The organism is Salinicola tamaricis (genome assembly GCF_003006155.1).
GTDB lineage: Bacteria > Pseudomonadota > Gammaproteobacteria > Pseudomonadales > Halomonadaceae > Salinicola > Salinicola tamaricis.
This window is the reverse complement of record NZ_CP023559.1, coordinates 3,748,959-3,765,136: the sequence shown is the minus strand read 5'-3', so window position 1 is coordinate 3,765,136 and position 16,178 is coordinate 3,748,959. Positions and strand designations below refer to the sequence as shown.

The following is a 16,178-nucleotide window of genomic DNA, read 5'->3' as shown; positions in this document are numbered from 1 at the left end:
GAAGCGGGTATCTCGCTGGAAGACAGGGGGCATAGCCCTACACCGGGTCGATGCGCTCCCCAGACAAGGCAACGGCCGCTCAATGAGCGGCCGTTGCTTTTTCACGCGTGGCTCTTATGCGCCTGTCACTTTTGCGCGTATCTCAGACGGCGTCGCGGTAGGCATCCATCGGCGGGCAGCTGCAGATCAGGTTGCGGTCGCCGAAGACGTTGTCGACCCGATTGACCGCCGGCCAGTACTTGGCTTCCCGGGATGCCTGGGAGGGGAAGGCGCCGAGTTCGCGGGAGTAGGCGCGTTCCCAGTGGTCTTCAGCCAGATCGGCCATGGTGTGGGGCGCCATCACCAGCGGGTTGTCATCCTTGGTCCAGGTGCCGTTCTCGACCTGGGCGATCTCTTCGCGAATCGCGATCATGGCGTCGCAGAAACGGTCGATCTCATAGCGCGACTCGGACTCGGTCGGCTCGACCATCAGTGTGCCCGCGACCGGGAAGGACATGGTCGGGGCGTGGAAGCCGTAATCCATCAGACGCTTGGCGATATCCCTCACCGATCCCCGACGCCGCCTTGAGCGGACGGATGTCGAGAATGCACTCGTGGGCCACGGTGCCGTTGGCGCCCCGATAGAGCACCGGATAGTGATGCTCGAGCCGCTTGGCGATGTAGTTGGCGTTGAGGATCGCCAGCTCGGTCGCCTCGCGCAGCCCGCGCGCGCCCATCATCTTGATGTAGGCCCACGAGATCGGCAGGATCGAGGCGCTGCCGAAGGCCGCCGCGGAGACCGCACCGGCAGCCGGATCGATCCCCTCCTGCGGGGTCACGACGTGGTTGGGCAGATGATGCGCCAGGTGCGCCTTGACCCCGATCGGCCCCATACCCGGGCCACCGCCGCCGTGGGGGATGCAGAACGTCTTGTGCAGATTGAGGTGCGAGACGTCGCCGCCGTAGTCGCCGGGGCGGCAGAGCCCGACCTGGGCGTTCATGTTGGCGCCATCGATATAGACCTGGCCGCCATGCTCATGGACGATCTGGCAGGCGTCGCGGACGCTCTCCTCGAACACGCCGTGGGTGGAGGGGTAGGTGAGCATGATCGCCGACAGGCGCTCACTGTACTTCTCTGCCTTGGCCTGCAGGTCGCTCAGGTCGATATTGCCGTCGCGGTCGCACTCCACCACCACCACCTGCATCTGCGCCATCGCCGCCGAGGCCGGGTTGGTGCCGTGGGCCGAGCTGGGGATCAGACAGATATCGCGATGCCCCTCGCCGTTGGCCTGCTGGTAGCGGCGAATCGCCACCAGGCCCGCGTACTCGCCCTGGGCCCCCGAGTTCGGCTGCATCGAGATGGCGTCGTAGCCGGTGATCTCGACCAGGAAGTCGCTCAGTTCGGTGATCATCTGGCGGTAGCCGGCGACCTGCTCGGCGGGCGCGAAGGGGTGGATGTTGGCGAACTCGGGCCAGGTGATCGGGATCATCTCGCTGGTGGCGTTGAGCTTCATGGTGCACGAACCCAGCGGGATCATCGCATGGGTCAGCGACAGGTCGCGATTCTCCAGCCGCTTGAGATAGCGCAGCATCTCTGTCTCGCTGCGAAAGCGCTGGAAGTTGGGGTGGGTCAGGAAGTCACTGTGGCGTGCAAGCGCTGCGGGAACGCCGGTGATCGCCTCGCGCTGGGCCTGGCGATCGAGCTCGCTTACCGAGAGACCGTGCTCGTCGCCCAGCAGGACATCGAACAGCTCGGCCAGATCGGCCGCGGTGGTGGTCTCGTTGAGACTCACGCCGACTTCGCCGTCGCCGGGGTAGCGCAGGTTGAGCTCGCGGGTCAGGGCGCGTCCCTGGATGCGGTGGCTGTCGACGCCGCACAGGGTCAGGGTGTCGAACCAGCTGTCGTGCTTGAGCGCGATGCCGTGCTGAGCCAGGCCCGTCGCCAGCAGCGAGGTGAGACGGTGGATGCGCGTGGCGATGGTGCGCAGCCCCTCGGCACCGTGATAGGTGGCGTAGAAGCCGGCGATGTTGGCCAGTAGCGCCTGGGCGGTACAGATGTTGGAGGTCGCCTTCTCGCGCCGGATATGCTGCTCGCGGGTCTGCATCGCCATGCGCAGCGCCGGGCGGCCGCGGCTGTCCCTGGAGACGCCAATCACACGTCCCGGCAGCGAGCGCTTGAGCGCATCGCTGGCGGCGAAGTAGGCCGCGTGCGGGCCGCCGTAGCCCATCGGCACGCCGAAGCGCTGGGAGTTGCCGAGCACGATATCGGCGCCCATCTCGCCCGGCGGCTTGAGCAGCACCAGGCTCATCAGGTCGGCGGCGACGCAGGTCATGATCTGGCGCTCGCCGGCGGCCGCGATCAGCGCTTCGAGATCCGCCGGGACTTCACCATCGACCCCGGGATACTGCAGCAGGGCCCCGAACACCTCCTCCTCGGCCAGGCGCGCACGCGGGGCGACGACCAGCTCGAAGCCGAGATACGCCGCCCGCGTGCGCAGCACGTCGAGGGTCTGCGGCAGTACGTCGTCGGCGACGAAGAAGCGCTCGCTCTTGTTCTTCTTGTTGGCGCGCCGGCACAGCGCCATCGCTTCAGCGGCGGCGGTTGCCTCGTCGAGCAGTGAGGCGTTGGCGATCGCCATGCCGGTCAGATCCATCACCATCTGCTGGAAGTTGAGCAGGCCTTCGAGGCGCCCCTGGGCGATCTCCGGCTGATACGGCGTGTAGGCGGTGTACCAGCCCGGATTCTCGAGCACGTTGCGCTGGATCACCGGCGGCAGATGAGTGGGGTAGTAGCCCTGGCCGATGTAGCTCTTGAATACCCGATTCTGACGCGCCAGGCCCTTGAGATAGTCGAGCGCCTCCGCCTCACCCTTGGGGCCATCCAGCGCCAGCTCCCGGTTCAGACGGATGCCCTGGGGCACGGTCTGTTCGATCAGCGTCGGCAGCGAGCTCATGCCGAGCGCCTCGAGCATGGCGGTGATGTCTTCACCGCTCGGGCCGTTGTGTCGCTTGAGGAAATCGTCGTGGTTGGCCAGCTCGGCCAGGGTGCGGGTATCGGTAGGCATGGTGCGTCCAGCGGATCGGCGGTGGGAGAGAGGCCACCCGGCGGGGCGGGTGGCCGCGACTGGGGCGGGTGGGTCAGCCGTCCTGATCTTCCTCGGCGGCGACCAGGTCTGCGTAGGCCTCGGCGGAGAGCAGTGACTCGAGTTCACCCTGATCGGCCAGCTTGAGCTTGAGAATCCAGCCATCGCTGTAGGGCGAGTCGTTGACGGTCTCGGGGGCATCCTCCAGCGCTTCGTTGACCTCGAGGATCTCACCGGCCAGCGGCGCGTAGAGGTCGGAGGCCGCCTTGACCGACTCGATGACGCCGAATTCATCACCGGCGTCGAGGCTCTTGCCCGGCTCGGGCAGTTCGACGAAGACGACGTCGCCCAGCGCTTCCTGGGCATGGTCGGTGATGCCGACGGTGACGCTGCCGTCGCCGTTGTCCAGCACCCATTCGTGGCTATCGGTATAGAGCAGGTTGTTGGGGATATCGCTCATGAGGGTTTCCTATAAGAAACGTGTTTCGGCACAAGAGATTCTGGCGAGCATTATGCATCAATGTTTCGTCAATTGGCATAGGCCCGCGACCGCCATGGCCACGATCGCCGTCGCCACGCTCCTAGGTTGGGGCGAGAATGCGCCGGCGTCCAGTGACAACCGCCCGCTCGAGCCGTGGGTCGCGCCACTGGCGGCTTGCGCCTGCCGAGTCCGCGGCGTGGGGGGAAGGCGAGAGGGATCGAGGTGGGCCGCATGCTCGGCTCCCGCGCGCTTGGTGGCCGGAAGGTGCGTTTCTGATCGGCGCTTCTGTTTCTTATTGGAAACACGAGCGCTTTTCGCGCCGCACCTTTTCGCATAAGGTTAGCGGCATCCCTTGTGTCGTTGCCGCTGCACCGTCCGACCCTCCATGGGTCTGATTGTGGAGTTGCAGCATAATCCTCTATCGTTGCGGGGTTTTTTTCGACACAAGCGCCTAGGTTTTGTACGAAACTGCCTGCACTCGCCGACATTTTGTGCAAATCCTGGGACGGTCGCCCCAAGGCTCACCTGCGGGGCGCTGGGCAATAACAATCTCAACAGGGGGTTGCCATGGAACTTTTGACCAATATCTTCGGATCCATCAACGGGGTCGTATGGGGCCCGTTGATGCTGATACTGCTGTTCGGGGTGGGTATCTACCTCCAACTGGGCCTCAAGCTGCTGCCGATCCGCAAGCTCGGGCTCGGCTTCAGCTTGCTCTGGCAGGGCGCCGGAGTGCCGACGACGACCGCAACGATGGCGAGATCTCGCCGTTCAACGCGCTGATGACCGCGCTCTCGGCGACCATCGGCACGGGCAATCGCCGGCGTGGCGACGGCGATCGCGCTCGGCGGCCCCGGGGCGGTGTTCTGGATGTGGCTCACCGCCTTGGTCGGCATGGCGACCAAGTTCGCGGAGGCGGTGCTGGCGGTGCGCTACCGTGAGACCGATTCCCAGGGCAACCATGTCGGTGGCCGATGTACTACATCCGTAACGGCCTCGGCCGGCGCTGGGCCTGGCTCGGCGGGCTGTTCGCCTTCTTCGGTGCGGTGGCCGCATTCGGGATCGGCAATACGGTACAGGCCAACTCGGTCGCGGACGCGTTGACCACCTCCTTCGGCGTGCCGGCGTGGCTGACCGGGGTGATCATCATGCTGCTGGCGGGCGCCGTGATTCTCGGCGGTATCAAGCGTATCTCCCAGGTGGCGGGCAAGCTGGTACCGCTGATGGCGGTGGCCTACGTGGTCTCGGGGCTGATCATCCTGGCCATCAACGTCGATCAGATCGGTAACGCCTTCGCCCTGATCTTCAACCACGCCTTCAATCCAATCGCCGCCACCGGCGGTTTCGCCGGCGCCGCCGTGGCCGCAGCGATCCGCTTCGGCGTGGCCCGCGGGATCTTCTCCAACGAGGCGGGTCTGGGTAGTGCGCCGATCGCCACGCCGCGGCCCAGACCCGCAATCCGGTGCGTCAGGGGCTGATCGCGATGCTCGGTACCTTCATCGACACCCTGGTGGTGTGCACCATGACCGCGCTGGTGATTCTCACCTCGACCCACTGGCTGGATGGCGAGAGCGGTGCCGGCTTGACCTCGCTCTCCTTCGACAGCGCGCTGCCGGGTGTGGCCAGCACGTGGTCGCCATCGCGCTGGCGGTCTTCGCCTTCACCACCATTCTCGGCTGGTCGTTCTATGGCGAGAAGTGCTTCCAGTATCTGTTCGGTGACAAGCCGATCATGCTCTATCGCATCGTCTTCGTGCTGGCGGTGCCGGTGGGGGCCATGGCCAAGCTCGATTTCATCTGGCTGGTGGCGGACACCTTCAACGCCATGATGGCGATCCCCAACCTGATCGCGCTGGCACTGCTGTCACCCGTAGTGTTCAAGCTGACCCGCGATCACTTCGCCGGCAAGACGGTGCTGCCGGGCGAGGATCTCGAACGCCACCGCGACTGATGCCGCAGGCGGGCCGCTGTCACGCGCAGCGGCCCGCGGTGCGGTTTCCCTCTCGACCCGATCTGGAGAATCCCCATGTCCGATCTCAAACAGACGCCGCTTCACGCTCTGCATCAAGAGCTGGGTGGCAAGATGGTGCCCTTCGCCGGCTACAGCATGCCGGTCCAGTTCCCGCTCGGGGTCAAGAAGGAGCACGAGCACACCCGTCAAGCCTGCGGCCTGTTCGACGTCTCCCACATGGGGCAGGTCGGGTGACCGGGCCGTCGCCGGCGCAGGCGATGGAGACCCTGGTGTGTGCGGACGTGGTGGGTATCCCCGAGGGCGGCCAGCGCTATGCGCTGTTCACCAACAGCGAGGGAGGTATCCTCGACGATATGATGATCGCCAACCAGGGCGACGCCCTCTATGTGGTGGTCAACGCTGCCTGCAAGGACGCGGACGTGGCGCTGATGCGTGTCGGTCTGGGCACTGAGCATGAGGTGGAGGTGCTCGACCGCGCACTGCTGGCGCTGCGCTGCAGGGGCCGCAGGCGCGCCAGGTGATGGCGCGGCTGTGCCCGGCGGCCTGCGAGCTCAGCTTCATGCAGCATGGGCGTTTCGAGGTCGACGGCGACACTCTGTGGATCAGCCGTAGCGGTTACACCGGTGAGGATGGCTTCGAGATCTCGGTCGCCGCCGAGGCCGCCGAAAAGCTGGCTCGCTGGTTCCTGGCTCAGGCAGAAGTCGCGCCGATCGGTCTGGGGGCGCGCGATTCGCTGCGTCTGGAGGCGGGACTATGCCTCTACGGCCACGATATCGACGCCACCACTACACCGGTAGAGGCGAGTCTCATCTGGGCGGTGGGCAAGGCGCGCCGGATTGGCGGCGACCGCGAAGCGGGCTTCCCCGGCGCGGATATCATCCTGCACCAGATGCAGGCCAAGGACCACCGGCGCAAGCGGGTCGGGCTGGTCGGCGAGGGGCGGGCACCGGTGCGCGAAGGGTGCGCGCTCTACGATGCCGACGACAACGCCGTCGGCGAGGTCACCTCCGGCAGCTTCGGCCCGAGTGTCGGCGCGCCGGTGGCGATGGCATACGTCAAACCCGAGGTAGCGCAGCTCGAGACCACGCTCTATGCGGATGTGCGTGGCAAACGCTTGCCGATGCGCGTCAGCCGGATGCCGTTCGTCAAGGCCAACTATCAGCGTTGAGCGCTGTCGGTGAGGTCGTTTCACGACTGCGTCTTGCCCTATTTATACCGTTATCTTGTTTCGCCGTAGATAGCGCTTTGAAGCCTCCCATGCGGGAGGCTTTTTTGGTTGATCAGAAGCGGCAAGCAGAGTGACAGGCGACGTAATCAGGAAAGCTTCTCGATCGCGGGCAGACGTGATGCGTGTGGTAGCGACTCACCTGTGGATGCGGCGAAAGGTGAGGCTGATACGAGGTCCGGGGATTGCCCGCGGGGCCAGGGCATGCTGCCAGCGAGACTGGACGCCGGGGCCCATCAACAGCAGGCTGCCGTGGGGCAGCCAGACGTTGAATGCTCGCTGCCCGGAATCCCTGTGACGCTCGCGGAAGCGTAGCGGGCGCTCGGCGCCGAGCGAGACCGCAGCGACGATCGGGTCCGGGCCCAGCTCCGGCTCGTCGTCGCTGTGCCAGCCCATGCGCTGCTGGCCATCCTGATAGCGATTGAGCAGAACGCTGTTGAACTCGGTGGTCGGCAGCTCGGCCTGGGCCAGGGCTTGCTGCACCCGAGTGGCCAGTTCGGCCACCGCCGGATGCCAGGGTGTCGGCACCAGCTGGCTGCCGGAGTAGCGGTAGCCGGCTTCGGGGTCACCCATCCAGCACTGGGCGCGGGGGATGATATGGTCGCGCCCGTAGACGCGGATGGCCGGGCTCTCCCACGCGACCTCGTGAAGCAGTGTCTCGAACAGCGCACTGGCCGCCGCCGGGGCGATAAAGGTGTCCAGCCGCGCCAGCAGCGGCTGGGTCTCGAGCCACTGCCAGGCCTCGCGCGATGGTGCGCGGTCGCTCAAAGCGGGGGGAAGATCAGCGTTGCCAGCGCCTGGCTGGACCAGGCGAGCCCAGCGCCGATCAGGCCGCCGATCAGGACATCGCTCAGGTAGTGCAGCCCCAGTATCACTCGTGAGGCGGCGATCAGGCAGGCCAGGGGGAAGACCACCGGCAGCAGGCTGGGCGTGGTGGTGGCCGTGAGCAGGGTGAACATCACCGCATGCAGGGTGTGCCCGCTGGGAAAGCTGTAGCGGTCCACCGGCGGCATGCTGCAGCGGATGGTCGAGAAGGTGATGTAGGGGCGCTCGCGGCACAGGCGGGTCTTGAGCAGCCGATAGAGCAGAGCGGCGACCGCTGTGGTCAGCCCCCAGTAGATGGCGATCAGCCAGCCACGGGTGCCATGCCACAATGGCTGACACAGGCACAGCAGCACCCACGCCGGCCAGTCGCCCAGACGGCTGACCAGCCGGAATAGCCACAGCGTCGGCGAGTGGCGCGAGAGTTCGGCGAAGCGGTGGCTGAGTCGGCTCTCGAAGCGGTCGAGACGTTCAAACGTGAGACGTGTAGTGCGCGGCAGCATGCTGTGGCCTCTGGACCTGGATCATGTGGGCGAGGAAGCGATCACCGATGTTGGCCCAGCTCAGGGCGGCGGCGCGGCGCCGCGCTTGACGCCCGAGCTGGGCATAGAGCGCTGGCTGGCCACTCAGTTCGCTGGCAGCTTGAATGAAGCCGTGGCGATCATCGGCGGCGATCAGGCGCCCGTCGACGCCATCGGTGATCAGTTCCTGAGCGGCGGCGTGCTCGAAGGCGACCACGGCCAGGCCGCTGGCCATGGCCTCGGGCACGACGTTGCCGAAGGTCTCGGAGAGCGAGGGAAACACGAACAGATCCGCGCTGGCGTAGTGTGCGGCCAACGCCTCGCCGGTCTGAAAACCAGTGAAGATCGCCTCCGGCAGACGTCGGGCCAGTGTCTTGCGTGCCGGGCCATCACCCACCAGAACCTGGGTCAGGGCCGGATTGCTGCGCTGCATCGCTGCCATGCTATCGGCGAGCAGTTCGATGTTCTTTTCCGAGGCGAGGCGGCCGACATACAGCGCCACTGGCTGATGCGGGCCGACCCCCCACTGGCGGCGCAGCTCGGCGCTGCGCTTGTCGGGGGTGTAGCGGCGGGCATCGACACCGCGGGCGAGCACCGAGACGCGCTGGTAGCCCTGGCGTTCGAGATGCTGGCGCTGAGCCTGGGTGGGCACCAGCGTCGCTTCGCAGCGATTGTGAAAGTAGCGCAGGCCGCGCCGTGCGATGGGGATGCTCCAACCCAGATGATAGTTGCCGGCGTATTGGTCGAAATTGGTGTGAAAACCGCTGACCACGGGAATCTGCAGATCGCGGGCGGCGTTGAGCGCCGACCAGCCGAGCGGGCCCTCGGTAGCGATATAGACCGCATCCGGGCGCTCCTGGCGCCACAGCTTCAGCAGCCGTCGCCGGCACGGCAAGCCGATATGCACGTCGGCATAGATCGGCAGTGACATGCCTCTGACATGGAAGTCGCGCTCGGCTAGCTGGTCACGCTCGCCGCCGACCGGCTGCGGGCGGACCACCTGCAGATGACGCCTTTGGCGACGAGGTGGTTGGCCAGGTGGCGCAGCGTGTGCGCCACACCGTTGACTTCCGGAGACCAGGTTTCGCTGACCAGGGCTATCCGCATCACGATCACTCCCTTGCACGGCGCACGACCGCGTTGGCGGCGTATGCGACCGTGTTGACCCTTCCTAGATCCTGCGTATCGGCAGTGACGTCAATGCGTCAAAGCGATGACGGTTCCATGACAAACCCCGTTGTCGATCAGCGTAGCACGCGCGCGGGATCGATGGGTTTGCCGCCGTGACGTAGATCGAACAGCAGATGGTAGTTGTTGGCGTTGTCGTCGTGGGCGATATCGCACACGGGGTCGCCGCGGCCCACGCTCTGGCCCTCGCTCACCAGCAATTTGCCGCAGAAAGCGTAGACGCTCTGCATGTTGTCGGCGTGGTGGAGGATCACCACCTGGCCGAGCTGACGCATGCCGCTGGCGAAGCGTACCTTACCGGCATTGGTCGCCTTGGCCTGGGCGGGCCCGGTGGTGGAGAGCAGCATCGGTTGCAGCGTGCCGTTGGCGTCACGGCCGAAGGGTCGCGCGATACGGTAATTGGACAGCGGCCATGCCCAACCGTGCGCCGTACGCGGCAGCGGGCCCGGGTCGGGCAGGCTGCGGCGAGCGGCGGGCGTGCTGGTATGAGCGCTGCTGCTGCGGCTGCTGGCGCCGCTGAGCGGTACCTGAATCAGCTGGCCCACGGCGAGGTTGCTCGGATCGAGACCAGGATTGGCCGCCTGGACTCGCTGCGGGTCAGCACCGAAGTAGCGTGCAACGCCGTAGAGGGTGTCACCGCGGCGCACTTGATAGCGGTAAGGGCCGCCGCCGGGGGCGCGCTCCTGGCGCGAGGGCAGCATCAGGCGCTGGCCCACCGCCAGGCGACGTGCATCGACGCCGGGGTTGAAGCGCTGCAGGCGCAGCAGCGGAATGTCCGCCTGACTGGCGATCTTGCCCAGGGTGTCTCCGCGCTGCACCGTGATCCAGCCTTGGCCGCCCCGACCGCTGCCGCCCCCACTACTGGCGCAGCCGCCGAGCAGCAGGGTCAGGACCAGGAGTAGGAGGAGAGCGCCGCGTCTTTTTCCTGCCACAGGGTGTTGAGCCATGAATAAAAACGTTCCTTGTATTGGGCGTCGTCGTAACGGCCCTCGAGCATCCAATCCGGCTGCGCTATCCGTTTGACCACCAGCGCGATCTGCTCCTCACGGCCGCACAGGAAGTCCCAGAAGTTGGGCTGCTGTCGCCGGTAGTGCAGGGTCGCATCGAGAATGCCGTCGAGGCGCTCACCGAGCAGGCCGATCACCTGGGCCACGCCGCCGGCCTTGGGCCGCAGATGCTCGAACGGGCTCGACTGGGCGTGGCGCTTGGCTGCGGTGAAGCGGGTACCCTCGACGAAGTTGTAGATCGTCATCGGCATCTCACGGGCGTGGTCGCACATGCGCTGGGTCGCCTGACGGTCACGCTCGGCGAGCCTGGGGTTGCGCGCCAGGCGCTCTCGGCTGTAGCGGCGCATGAAGGGAACTCCAGCGCCCACCAGGCAAGGCCGACGATGGGTACCAGAATCAGCTCGCGTTTGAGGAAGAACTTGGGCATCGGCAAGCGGTCGGTGAGCACGTAGAGCATGACGATGATGTCGGTCCAGCTGCGGTGGTTGGCGATCACCAGCCACCACTGCGCTGGCGAAAGGCCCTCCGGCAGCTCGTGGTGAATGCGCGGGCGCACCCAGTGGCGGATCCAGACGTTGTTGGTGCGAATCCAGGCCAGGGCGAGCCAATGCAGCCCACCAAGCACGTAGAGCCGCGCCCGGCGGGTGGGCGTGACCAGCTTGATCGCGGTGAGCGCGATCAGCGGCAGGCCCCATAACAGGGTGTTGGCGATCAACAGCAGTACGCTGACGAGCCCCTTGAGGGTCGACATGCCATGCTCCATCAAAGACTTGGGGTAATGTTACTGGAATGTCGTCGTACTGCCCAGATGACCATGAGGGTGCCCGGGTCAAGGGCCAAAATCGTCATGCCGTCGGGGGGAGCGAGTGCCGAAAAACTGATCAATCCGAGTGCAATGCCGAGAGGCTCGGCGAGCATCGCGGCAGGCCACCGGAAATGCACAGCGTTATCCACAGAAGATGTGAATAATTCGTGGCACGCCGCGTTGGGGGCCTTTCGTGAGTCGGAATAGGGGAGGCAAGTTGTTAGAATGCCGCTCCTTTTGCCTGCTTTTGCCTGCTTCGCCCTGCGTGCGGCGGGATTCGGCGCGGTGGCGGACGTGTGCTGCCGTCGCGCCGTGTCGTCATCTATCGGAGGACGTCTTGCGCTCACTGCCTGCGACACTGCCCATTTTGTTCCTGTGCGAAATCAGTTTCCTGCTCGGCCACGGCCTGATCATGACGCTGCTCGGCGTGCGGATGTCGCTCGAGTCGTTTCCGTCGCAGATGCGGGGGGCTGCTGATGTCTTGCTTCTCGCTGGGCTTCGTCGCCGGCAGCTACTGGCTCGAGAAGCGCATCCGCAGCGTCGGGCATATCCGCGTCTTTGCCGCCTGCGCGGCGCTGCTGGCGGCGACCGCGATCCTCCACGGCCTGTGGGTCAACCCGTGGGCCTGGCTGGTGTGGCGGCTATTCGGCGGCGCGGCGACCGCCGGCCTGCTGATGGTGATGGAGTCGTGGGTCTCGGGGGAGTCGACCAACGAGAATCGGGGCCGGGTGCTGGGTTGGTATCTGGTGATCTCGACGCTGTCGCTGGCCGGCGGCCAGTGGATGCTCAACGCCGCCGATCCCGGCACCTTCGTGCTGTTCTCGGTCGCAGGCATTCTGTTCGCACTGTCATTGGTGCCGCTCTCGATCCACCGTATCCACGGCCCGCTGCGCGGCCAGCACAGCGCGGCGGCGAAGATCTCGCTGGCGCAGCTGTTCAAGCGTGCTCCGGTGGGGCTGACAGGGGCCTTCGTCGCTGGGCTGATGGTCCAGGCGTTTTTTGCCATGACGCCTTTCTATGGCCAGGAGATCGGCCTGAGCACCGGCCAGACCGCTCAGTTCATGTCGATCACCACGCTGGTGGCGCTGGTGGCCCAGTGGACGCTCGGCCGGGTCTCGGACCGTTTCGACCGGCGCAAGGTGATCCTGTGCATGGCGATCGTGATGACGATCTCCGGGGTGTTGATCACCTTTGCCGCGCGCTCCAGCTTCTGGCTGCTGGTGTTCGTGGCCAGTTTCCACACCGCCATGCTGCACACGCTCTATTCATTGAGCCTGGCCCATACCCACGACTGGCTGGCGCCGGAGGAGACGATCCAGGCCAATGGCAAGATCCTGATGTGCTACGGCGTGGGTTCGGTGATCGGTCCGTTCAGCGCCTCGCTGCTGATGGACCTCACTGGGCCCGACGGGCTGTGGTACTTCCTCGGCAGTGCAGCTCTATTGTTGGCTATATTCATTCTCTACCGTCTGTGGCGGCGCGAGCCGGTCAAGACGCCGCAGGAGCAGGAGCCCTATACCCCGCTGGTGCCCCTGGTGGAGTCGACCCACTACATCAACGAGCTCGATCCACGTCATGGGCCGATCCAGTACGAGCTCGACCTAGACGGCCACGACTGGGGCACCGAGGCGGCCTGAGTCAGCTAAACGGCTGGACGCAAAAACGCCCGCGACCGATGAGGTCGCGGGCGTCTTCCTATCTGAGTCGTCGTTCGGAGCCGGCGCCAATAGCAGGCTGGTTAAGGACGTTTCGACTCAGGCGTTCTCCGGCATCAGGGCGTGATCGCGGACGTACTGATCGAACTCGGTGAAACCGCCGATATGGGTCTGGTCGACGAAGATCTGCGGTACGGTCTCCACCGGCTTGCCGATGGTCTTCTCCATATCCGCCTTGGTGATGCCCTCGGCGTGGATGTCGATATAGCGGAAGTCGAAATCGTCACGCGCCTGTTTGAGCTGTTCGGAGAGCTCCTTGGCACGCACGCAGAAGGGGCAGCCGGGACGGCCAAAAATGACGGTCAACATCGAGCGGTCTCCTGTGAGAAGGGAATGACACGAATCTGAATAGTTAGTGGGGCCTTATTCTTTCGTATTAAACCCCGGGTCGCCAATAGCGTCAGTCTACTCGGCCCATTGCGCGGGACTATATTTCATCCGGCGCTATCTCCGTGGGCTGCTATTGCGTCCCGGGGCGCGGCTCAGTGCCGGAGTCGGCCACCTTCGTCGGCGTGGCGCAGCAGCTCGCCCAGTTCGCGGTGGATGTCCGGAGCGCTCACCAGCAGGTTCTCGCCATAGAGATCGACAGGCAGGTTGTCCGGGCAGGTGTAGAGGTGGCCGGTGCGCGCACCCGCCTCGCGGGCGATCAGCAGTCCGGCGGCGAAATCCCAGGGCGAGACGCTCTCGTAGTAGGCATCCAGGCGTGCGCAGGCGACATGGCAGAGGTCGAGTGCGGCGGAGCCATTACGGCGGATGTCGCGGCAGGCGCCGAGAACGTGGCTGAGACGGCGCACCAGCGGCTCGCGTTTGTCGCGACCGTAGGGGAAGCCAGTGGCGACCAGGCTACGCGCTAGGCTGTCGGCCTGGCTGCAGCGGATCGCTTGGCCGTTGCACCAGGCGCCCTGGCCACGTACCGCGCTGAAGGTCTCGTCCATGAAAGGGGCGTGGACCACGCCCAGCTCGAGTTCGCCATCCACCGCCCAGGCGATGGAGACGGCCACGTGGACGTGGTCGTAGGCGAAGTTGACCGTGCCGTCGATGGGGTCGACGACCCACAGCGGCCCCTCGCGTTCGAGCTGGCTGCGGTCGGGGGATAGCTCTTCGGTCAGACGTGCCTCGCCGGGAAAGTTCGCCTCCAGCTCGTCGGCAATCAGCTGGTCGACGGCGACGTCGACGTCGGTGACCAGTTCGTCGCCGCCCTTGTAGCGGTGGGCGTAGTCCTGAGCGCGGCGGGCTTCTTTGATGCGCTCGCCGGCCTGATGGGCAATGCGAGTCATCTGTTCCAGACGCTGGGTGTGATCCAAGTGAAACTCCTGTGGGGGTCTAAAGCGGGTTAAGGCGAAGATCTGAGCGGTGCTTAGTGACGCACCGGGCGCTTCTGCAGCTTGCGTTGCAGCGTACGCCGGTGCATGCCGAGCGCCCGCGCGGTGGCCGAGATATTGCCGTCGTGCTCCTGCAGCACCTTCTGGATGTGCTCCCAGGTCACGCGGTTGACCGAGGGCGGGTTGTCGGCGATCTCGACGTCGACGTCACCGCTGTCGCGATCCAGCGCATGCAGGATCTCGTCGGCGTCGGCCGGCTTGCACAGATAGTTGACCGCGCCGAGCTTGATCGCCTCGACCGCGGTGGCGATGCTCGAGTAGCCGGTGAGCACGATGACCCGGCACTCGGGGGCCACCGCCAGCAGCTCCGGCAACAGCTTGAGCCCGGAGTCCGACTCCAGCTTGAGATCCAGGGTGGCCAGATCCGGTGGCGTCAGGCGCGCGGCCTCCAGCGCCTCGGCCTGGGTGTGGGCGACGCTCACCTCATAGCCGCGCCGGCGCATGGCGCGCTCCATCACGAAGCAGAACTGATCGTCGTCGTCGACGATCAGCAGACGTTCCTGATCACTCATGGCTATCCGTCCTCGATACTTTCCTTGCCAGTTGATGCAGAGAGCGACGGCATGGCCGTCGGGGCGAGCGGCGGGCGCTCAGGGTAGCTCGCCGGCGCTGACCCGCGGCAGCTTGACCTCGGTCAGGGTGCCGCCCTCCTCGTGATTGTAGAGACTCACGCCGCCACCGAAGCGATTGATGGTGGCGTGGCTCAGAAACAGGCCGATGCCCATGCCCTTGCTCTTGGTCGAGACGAAGGTGTCGCCGAGCTGATCGGCGATCGACATCGGCACGCCGGGACCGTGGTCGCGGATATCGATGATCAGCTCCTCGACGTTCCAGTCGAGGCTGGTCACGACCGCGTCCGGGCTGGCATCGGCGGCGTTGTTGAGCAGGTTGATCAGCGCCTGCTCCAGCGTGGTGTCGACCGCGATCCAGGGCTGACCGCGGCGGCCGATGATCTCCAGTTGATGGTTGACGTCCGGGCGCAGTACCAGCCAGCGCTGAATCAGCGACTCCATCCAGGGTATCGCGCGCAGCGTCTCGGGCTTCTCCAGACGGCGGCGGTCGGCATTGGCGACAAGGGTCTGCAGGCGCTGCTTGCAGGTGTCGACCTGACGGCGCAGCAGCTCGACGTCCTCGAGCAGCTGCGGCTGGTCGGCGGCGTCGTGGCGCATTTCGTTGAGCAGCACCGCCATGGTCGATAGCGGCGTGCCCAGCTCGTGGGCGGTGCCGGCGGCCTGGGTCGCCACGGCGAGAATCTGCTCGTTGCGCAGCGCCGCCTCGCGGGTCCGCGAGAGTGTCAGGTCACGCCGGCGTAGGGCGTGAGCCATCTTGAAGATGAAGAAGCTGAGCAGGCCGCCGGAGAGGATGAAGTTGAGCCACATGCCCACGGTGTGCAGCTGGATGCCCGAGACCAGCTCGGCGCTGGCGAGCTGCGGAACCGGCTCGTAGAACAGCATCATGAAGGTGTAGCTGGCGGTGGCGGCGAAGGCGATGATCCAGGCGTAGGACCAGGGCAGGGTGGAAGCGGCGATCGCCAGCGGTACCAGCAGATAGGTGATGAAGGGGTTGGTCGAGCCGCCAGTGTAGTAGAACAGCAGGCTCAGGCCGGCGATATCCAGCAGCCAGTGCAGCAGATACTCGGTGTCGGTCACCGCCAGCGGGCGTCCCAGGCGCCACCAGGTGGCCACGTTGCACAGCCCCATGGCGACGATCACGCTGATGATCGGTAGCACGTGGAGCTGGAACTTGAGCACTTCGATGCCGAAGATGATCGCCGCCAGGAAGCCGGTCCAGGTAATGCCGCGCACGATCGTCAGGCGCACCAGATTGCGATTCGGGGTCGAAAGGGGTAGCGCCTGCAACATGATCTCTCCGCAATCGCGATCGGCGATGTCGCCGCGCCGGTGGTCGAATACTCGCCTATGGTAACGCAGCCGGCGAGCTGGCGTGAGCGCGCGCTGTGCCGGTATCGTCAGGGCGCGCCGGGAGTGGCGTACCTCAG

12 protein-coding genes and 3 pseudogenes are annotated in these 16,178 nt (G+C 65.7%); 3 read left to right on the top strand and 12 right to left on the bottom strand.

The window, feature by feature from the left end:
- Positions 1-142: 142 nt before the first annotated feature.
- Both gcvP and gcvH read right to left on the bottom strand, forming a co-directional pair.
- A pseudogene (gcvP, locus tag CN538_RS17370) lies at positions 143-3,044 on the bottom strand (aminomethyl-transferring glycine dehydrogenase).
- A gap of 73 nt (positions 3,045-3,117) precedes the next feature.
- Positions 3,118-3,522, bottom strand: a complete 405-nt coding sequence (gene gcvH, locus CN538_RS17365) for a glycine cleavage system protein GcvH (RefSeq protein WP_106420243.1) — start codon at positions 3,520-3,522, stop codon at positions 3,118-3,120.
- 588 nt (positions 3,523-4,110) lie between these two features.
- On the opposite strand from gcvH, the pseudogene CN538_RS17360 reads away from it, so the two are divergent.
- Positions 4,111-5,493: pseudogene (locus tag CN538_RS17360) on the top strand (alanine/glycine:cation symporter family protein).
- Between the two features lie 75 nt (positions 5,494-5,568).
- Positions 5,569-6,682: pseudogene (gene gcvT, locus CN538_RS24655) on the top strand (glycine cleavage system aminomethyltransferase GcvT).
- A 195-nt stretch (positions 6,683-6,877) separates the two neighbouring features.
- Here gcvT and CN538_RS17350 read toward each other — a convergent pair.
- The 6 genes from CN538_RS17350 to CN538_RS25600 form a co-directional block, all read right to left on the bottom strand.
- Complete coding sequence (locus CN538_RS17350; RefSeq protein WP_242495312.1) at positions 6,878-7,507, bottom strand: alpha-ketoglutarate-dependent dioxygenase AlkB family protein; 630 nt, start codon at positions 7,505-7,507, stop codon at positions 6,878-6,880.
- Entirely contained in the window at positions 7,504-8,064 is a 561-nt protein-coding gene (locus CN538_RS17345) for a phosphatase PAP2 family protein (RefSeq protein ID WP_106420242.1), read from the bottom strand. Before CN538_RS17345 ends, CN538_RS17350 begins: the two co-directional genes overlap by 4 nt.
- On the bottom strand, positions 8,033-9,082 hold the full coding sequence (locus CN538_RS17340; protein ID WP_242495310.1) for a glycosyltransferase family 4 protein: 1,050 nt from the start codon (positions 9,080-9,082) through the stop codon (positions 8,033-8,035). The genes CN538_RS17345 and CN538_RS17340 overlap by 32 nt, the downstream gene beginning before the upstream one ends.
- A 244-nt stretch (positions 9,083-9,326) precedes the next feature.
- Entirely contained in the window at positions 9,327-10,217 is an 891-nt protein-coding gene (locus CN538_RS17335) for a M23 family metallopeptidase (RefSeq protein ID WP_106420241.1), read from the bottom strand.
- Entirely contained in the window at positions 10,157-10,624 is a 468-nt protein-coding gene (locus tag CN538_RS25605) for an acyltransferase (RefSeq protein WP_340638172.1), read from the bottom strand. Before CN538_RS25605 ends, CN538_RS17335 begins: the two co-directional genes overlap by 61 nt.
- The gene (locus tag CN538_RS25600; protein ID WP_340638171.1) at positions 10,519-11,028 is read right to left on the bottom strand and encodes a 1-acyl-sn-glycerol-3-phosphate acyltransferase; all 510 of its coding nucleotides are present in this window, start codon (positions 11,026-11,028) and stop codon (positions 10,519-10,521) included. Before CN538_RS25600 ends, CN538_RS25605 begins: the two co-directional genes overlap by 106 nt.
- Before the next feature lie 530 nt (positions 11,029-11,558).
- Here CN538_RS25600 and CN538_RS17325 point away from each other — a divergent pair.
- Positions 11,559-12,719: an MFS transporter gene (locus CN538_RS17325; RefSeq protein WP_242495308.1), complete on the top strand. Its 1,161-nt coding sequence runs from the start codon at positions 11,559-11,561 to the stop codon at positions 12,717-12,719.
- A gap of 117 nt (positions 12,720-12,836) precedes the next feature.
- Here the strand turns inward: CN538_RS17325 and CN538_RS17320 are convergent, their stop codons facing one another.
- The 4 genes from CN538_RS17320 to CN538_RS17305 all read right to left on the bottom strand — a co-directional run bounded on the left by CN538_RS17320 (position 12,837) and on the right by CN538_RS17305 (position 16,041).
- Complete coding sequence (locus CN538_RS17320) at positions 12,837-13,106, bottom strand: GrxA family glutaredoxin (protein WP_106420240.1); 270 nt, start codon at positions 13,104-13,106, stop codon at positions 12,837-12,839.
- 173 nt (positions 13,107-13,279) lie between these two features.
- Positions 13,280-14,101 (bottom strand): inositol monophosphatase family protein, encoded by an 822-nt coding sequence (locus CN538_RS17315; RefSeq protein ID WP_242495305.1) that lies wholly within the window; start codon positions 14,099-14,101, stop codon positions 13,280-13,282.
- A gap of 53 nt (positions 14,102-14,154) precedes the next feature.
- Positions 14,155-14,691, bottom strand: a complete 537-nt coding sequence (locus tag CN538_RS17310) for a response regulator transcription factor (protein WP_106420239.1) — start codon at positions 14,689-14,691, stop codon at positions 14,155-14,157.
- 78 nt (positions 14,692-14,769) lie between these two features.
- Complete coding sequence (locus tag CN538_RS17305; protein ID WP_106420238.1) at positions 14,770-16,041, bottom strand: ATP-binding protein; 1,272 nt, start codon at positions 16,039-16,041, stop codon at positions 14,770-14,772.
- Between the last annotated feature and the right edge of the window lie 137 nt (positions 16,042-16,178).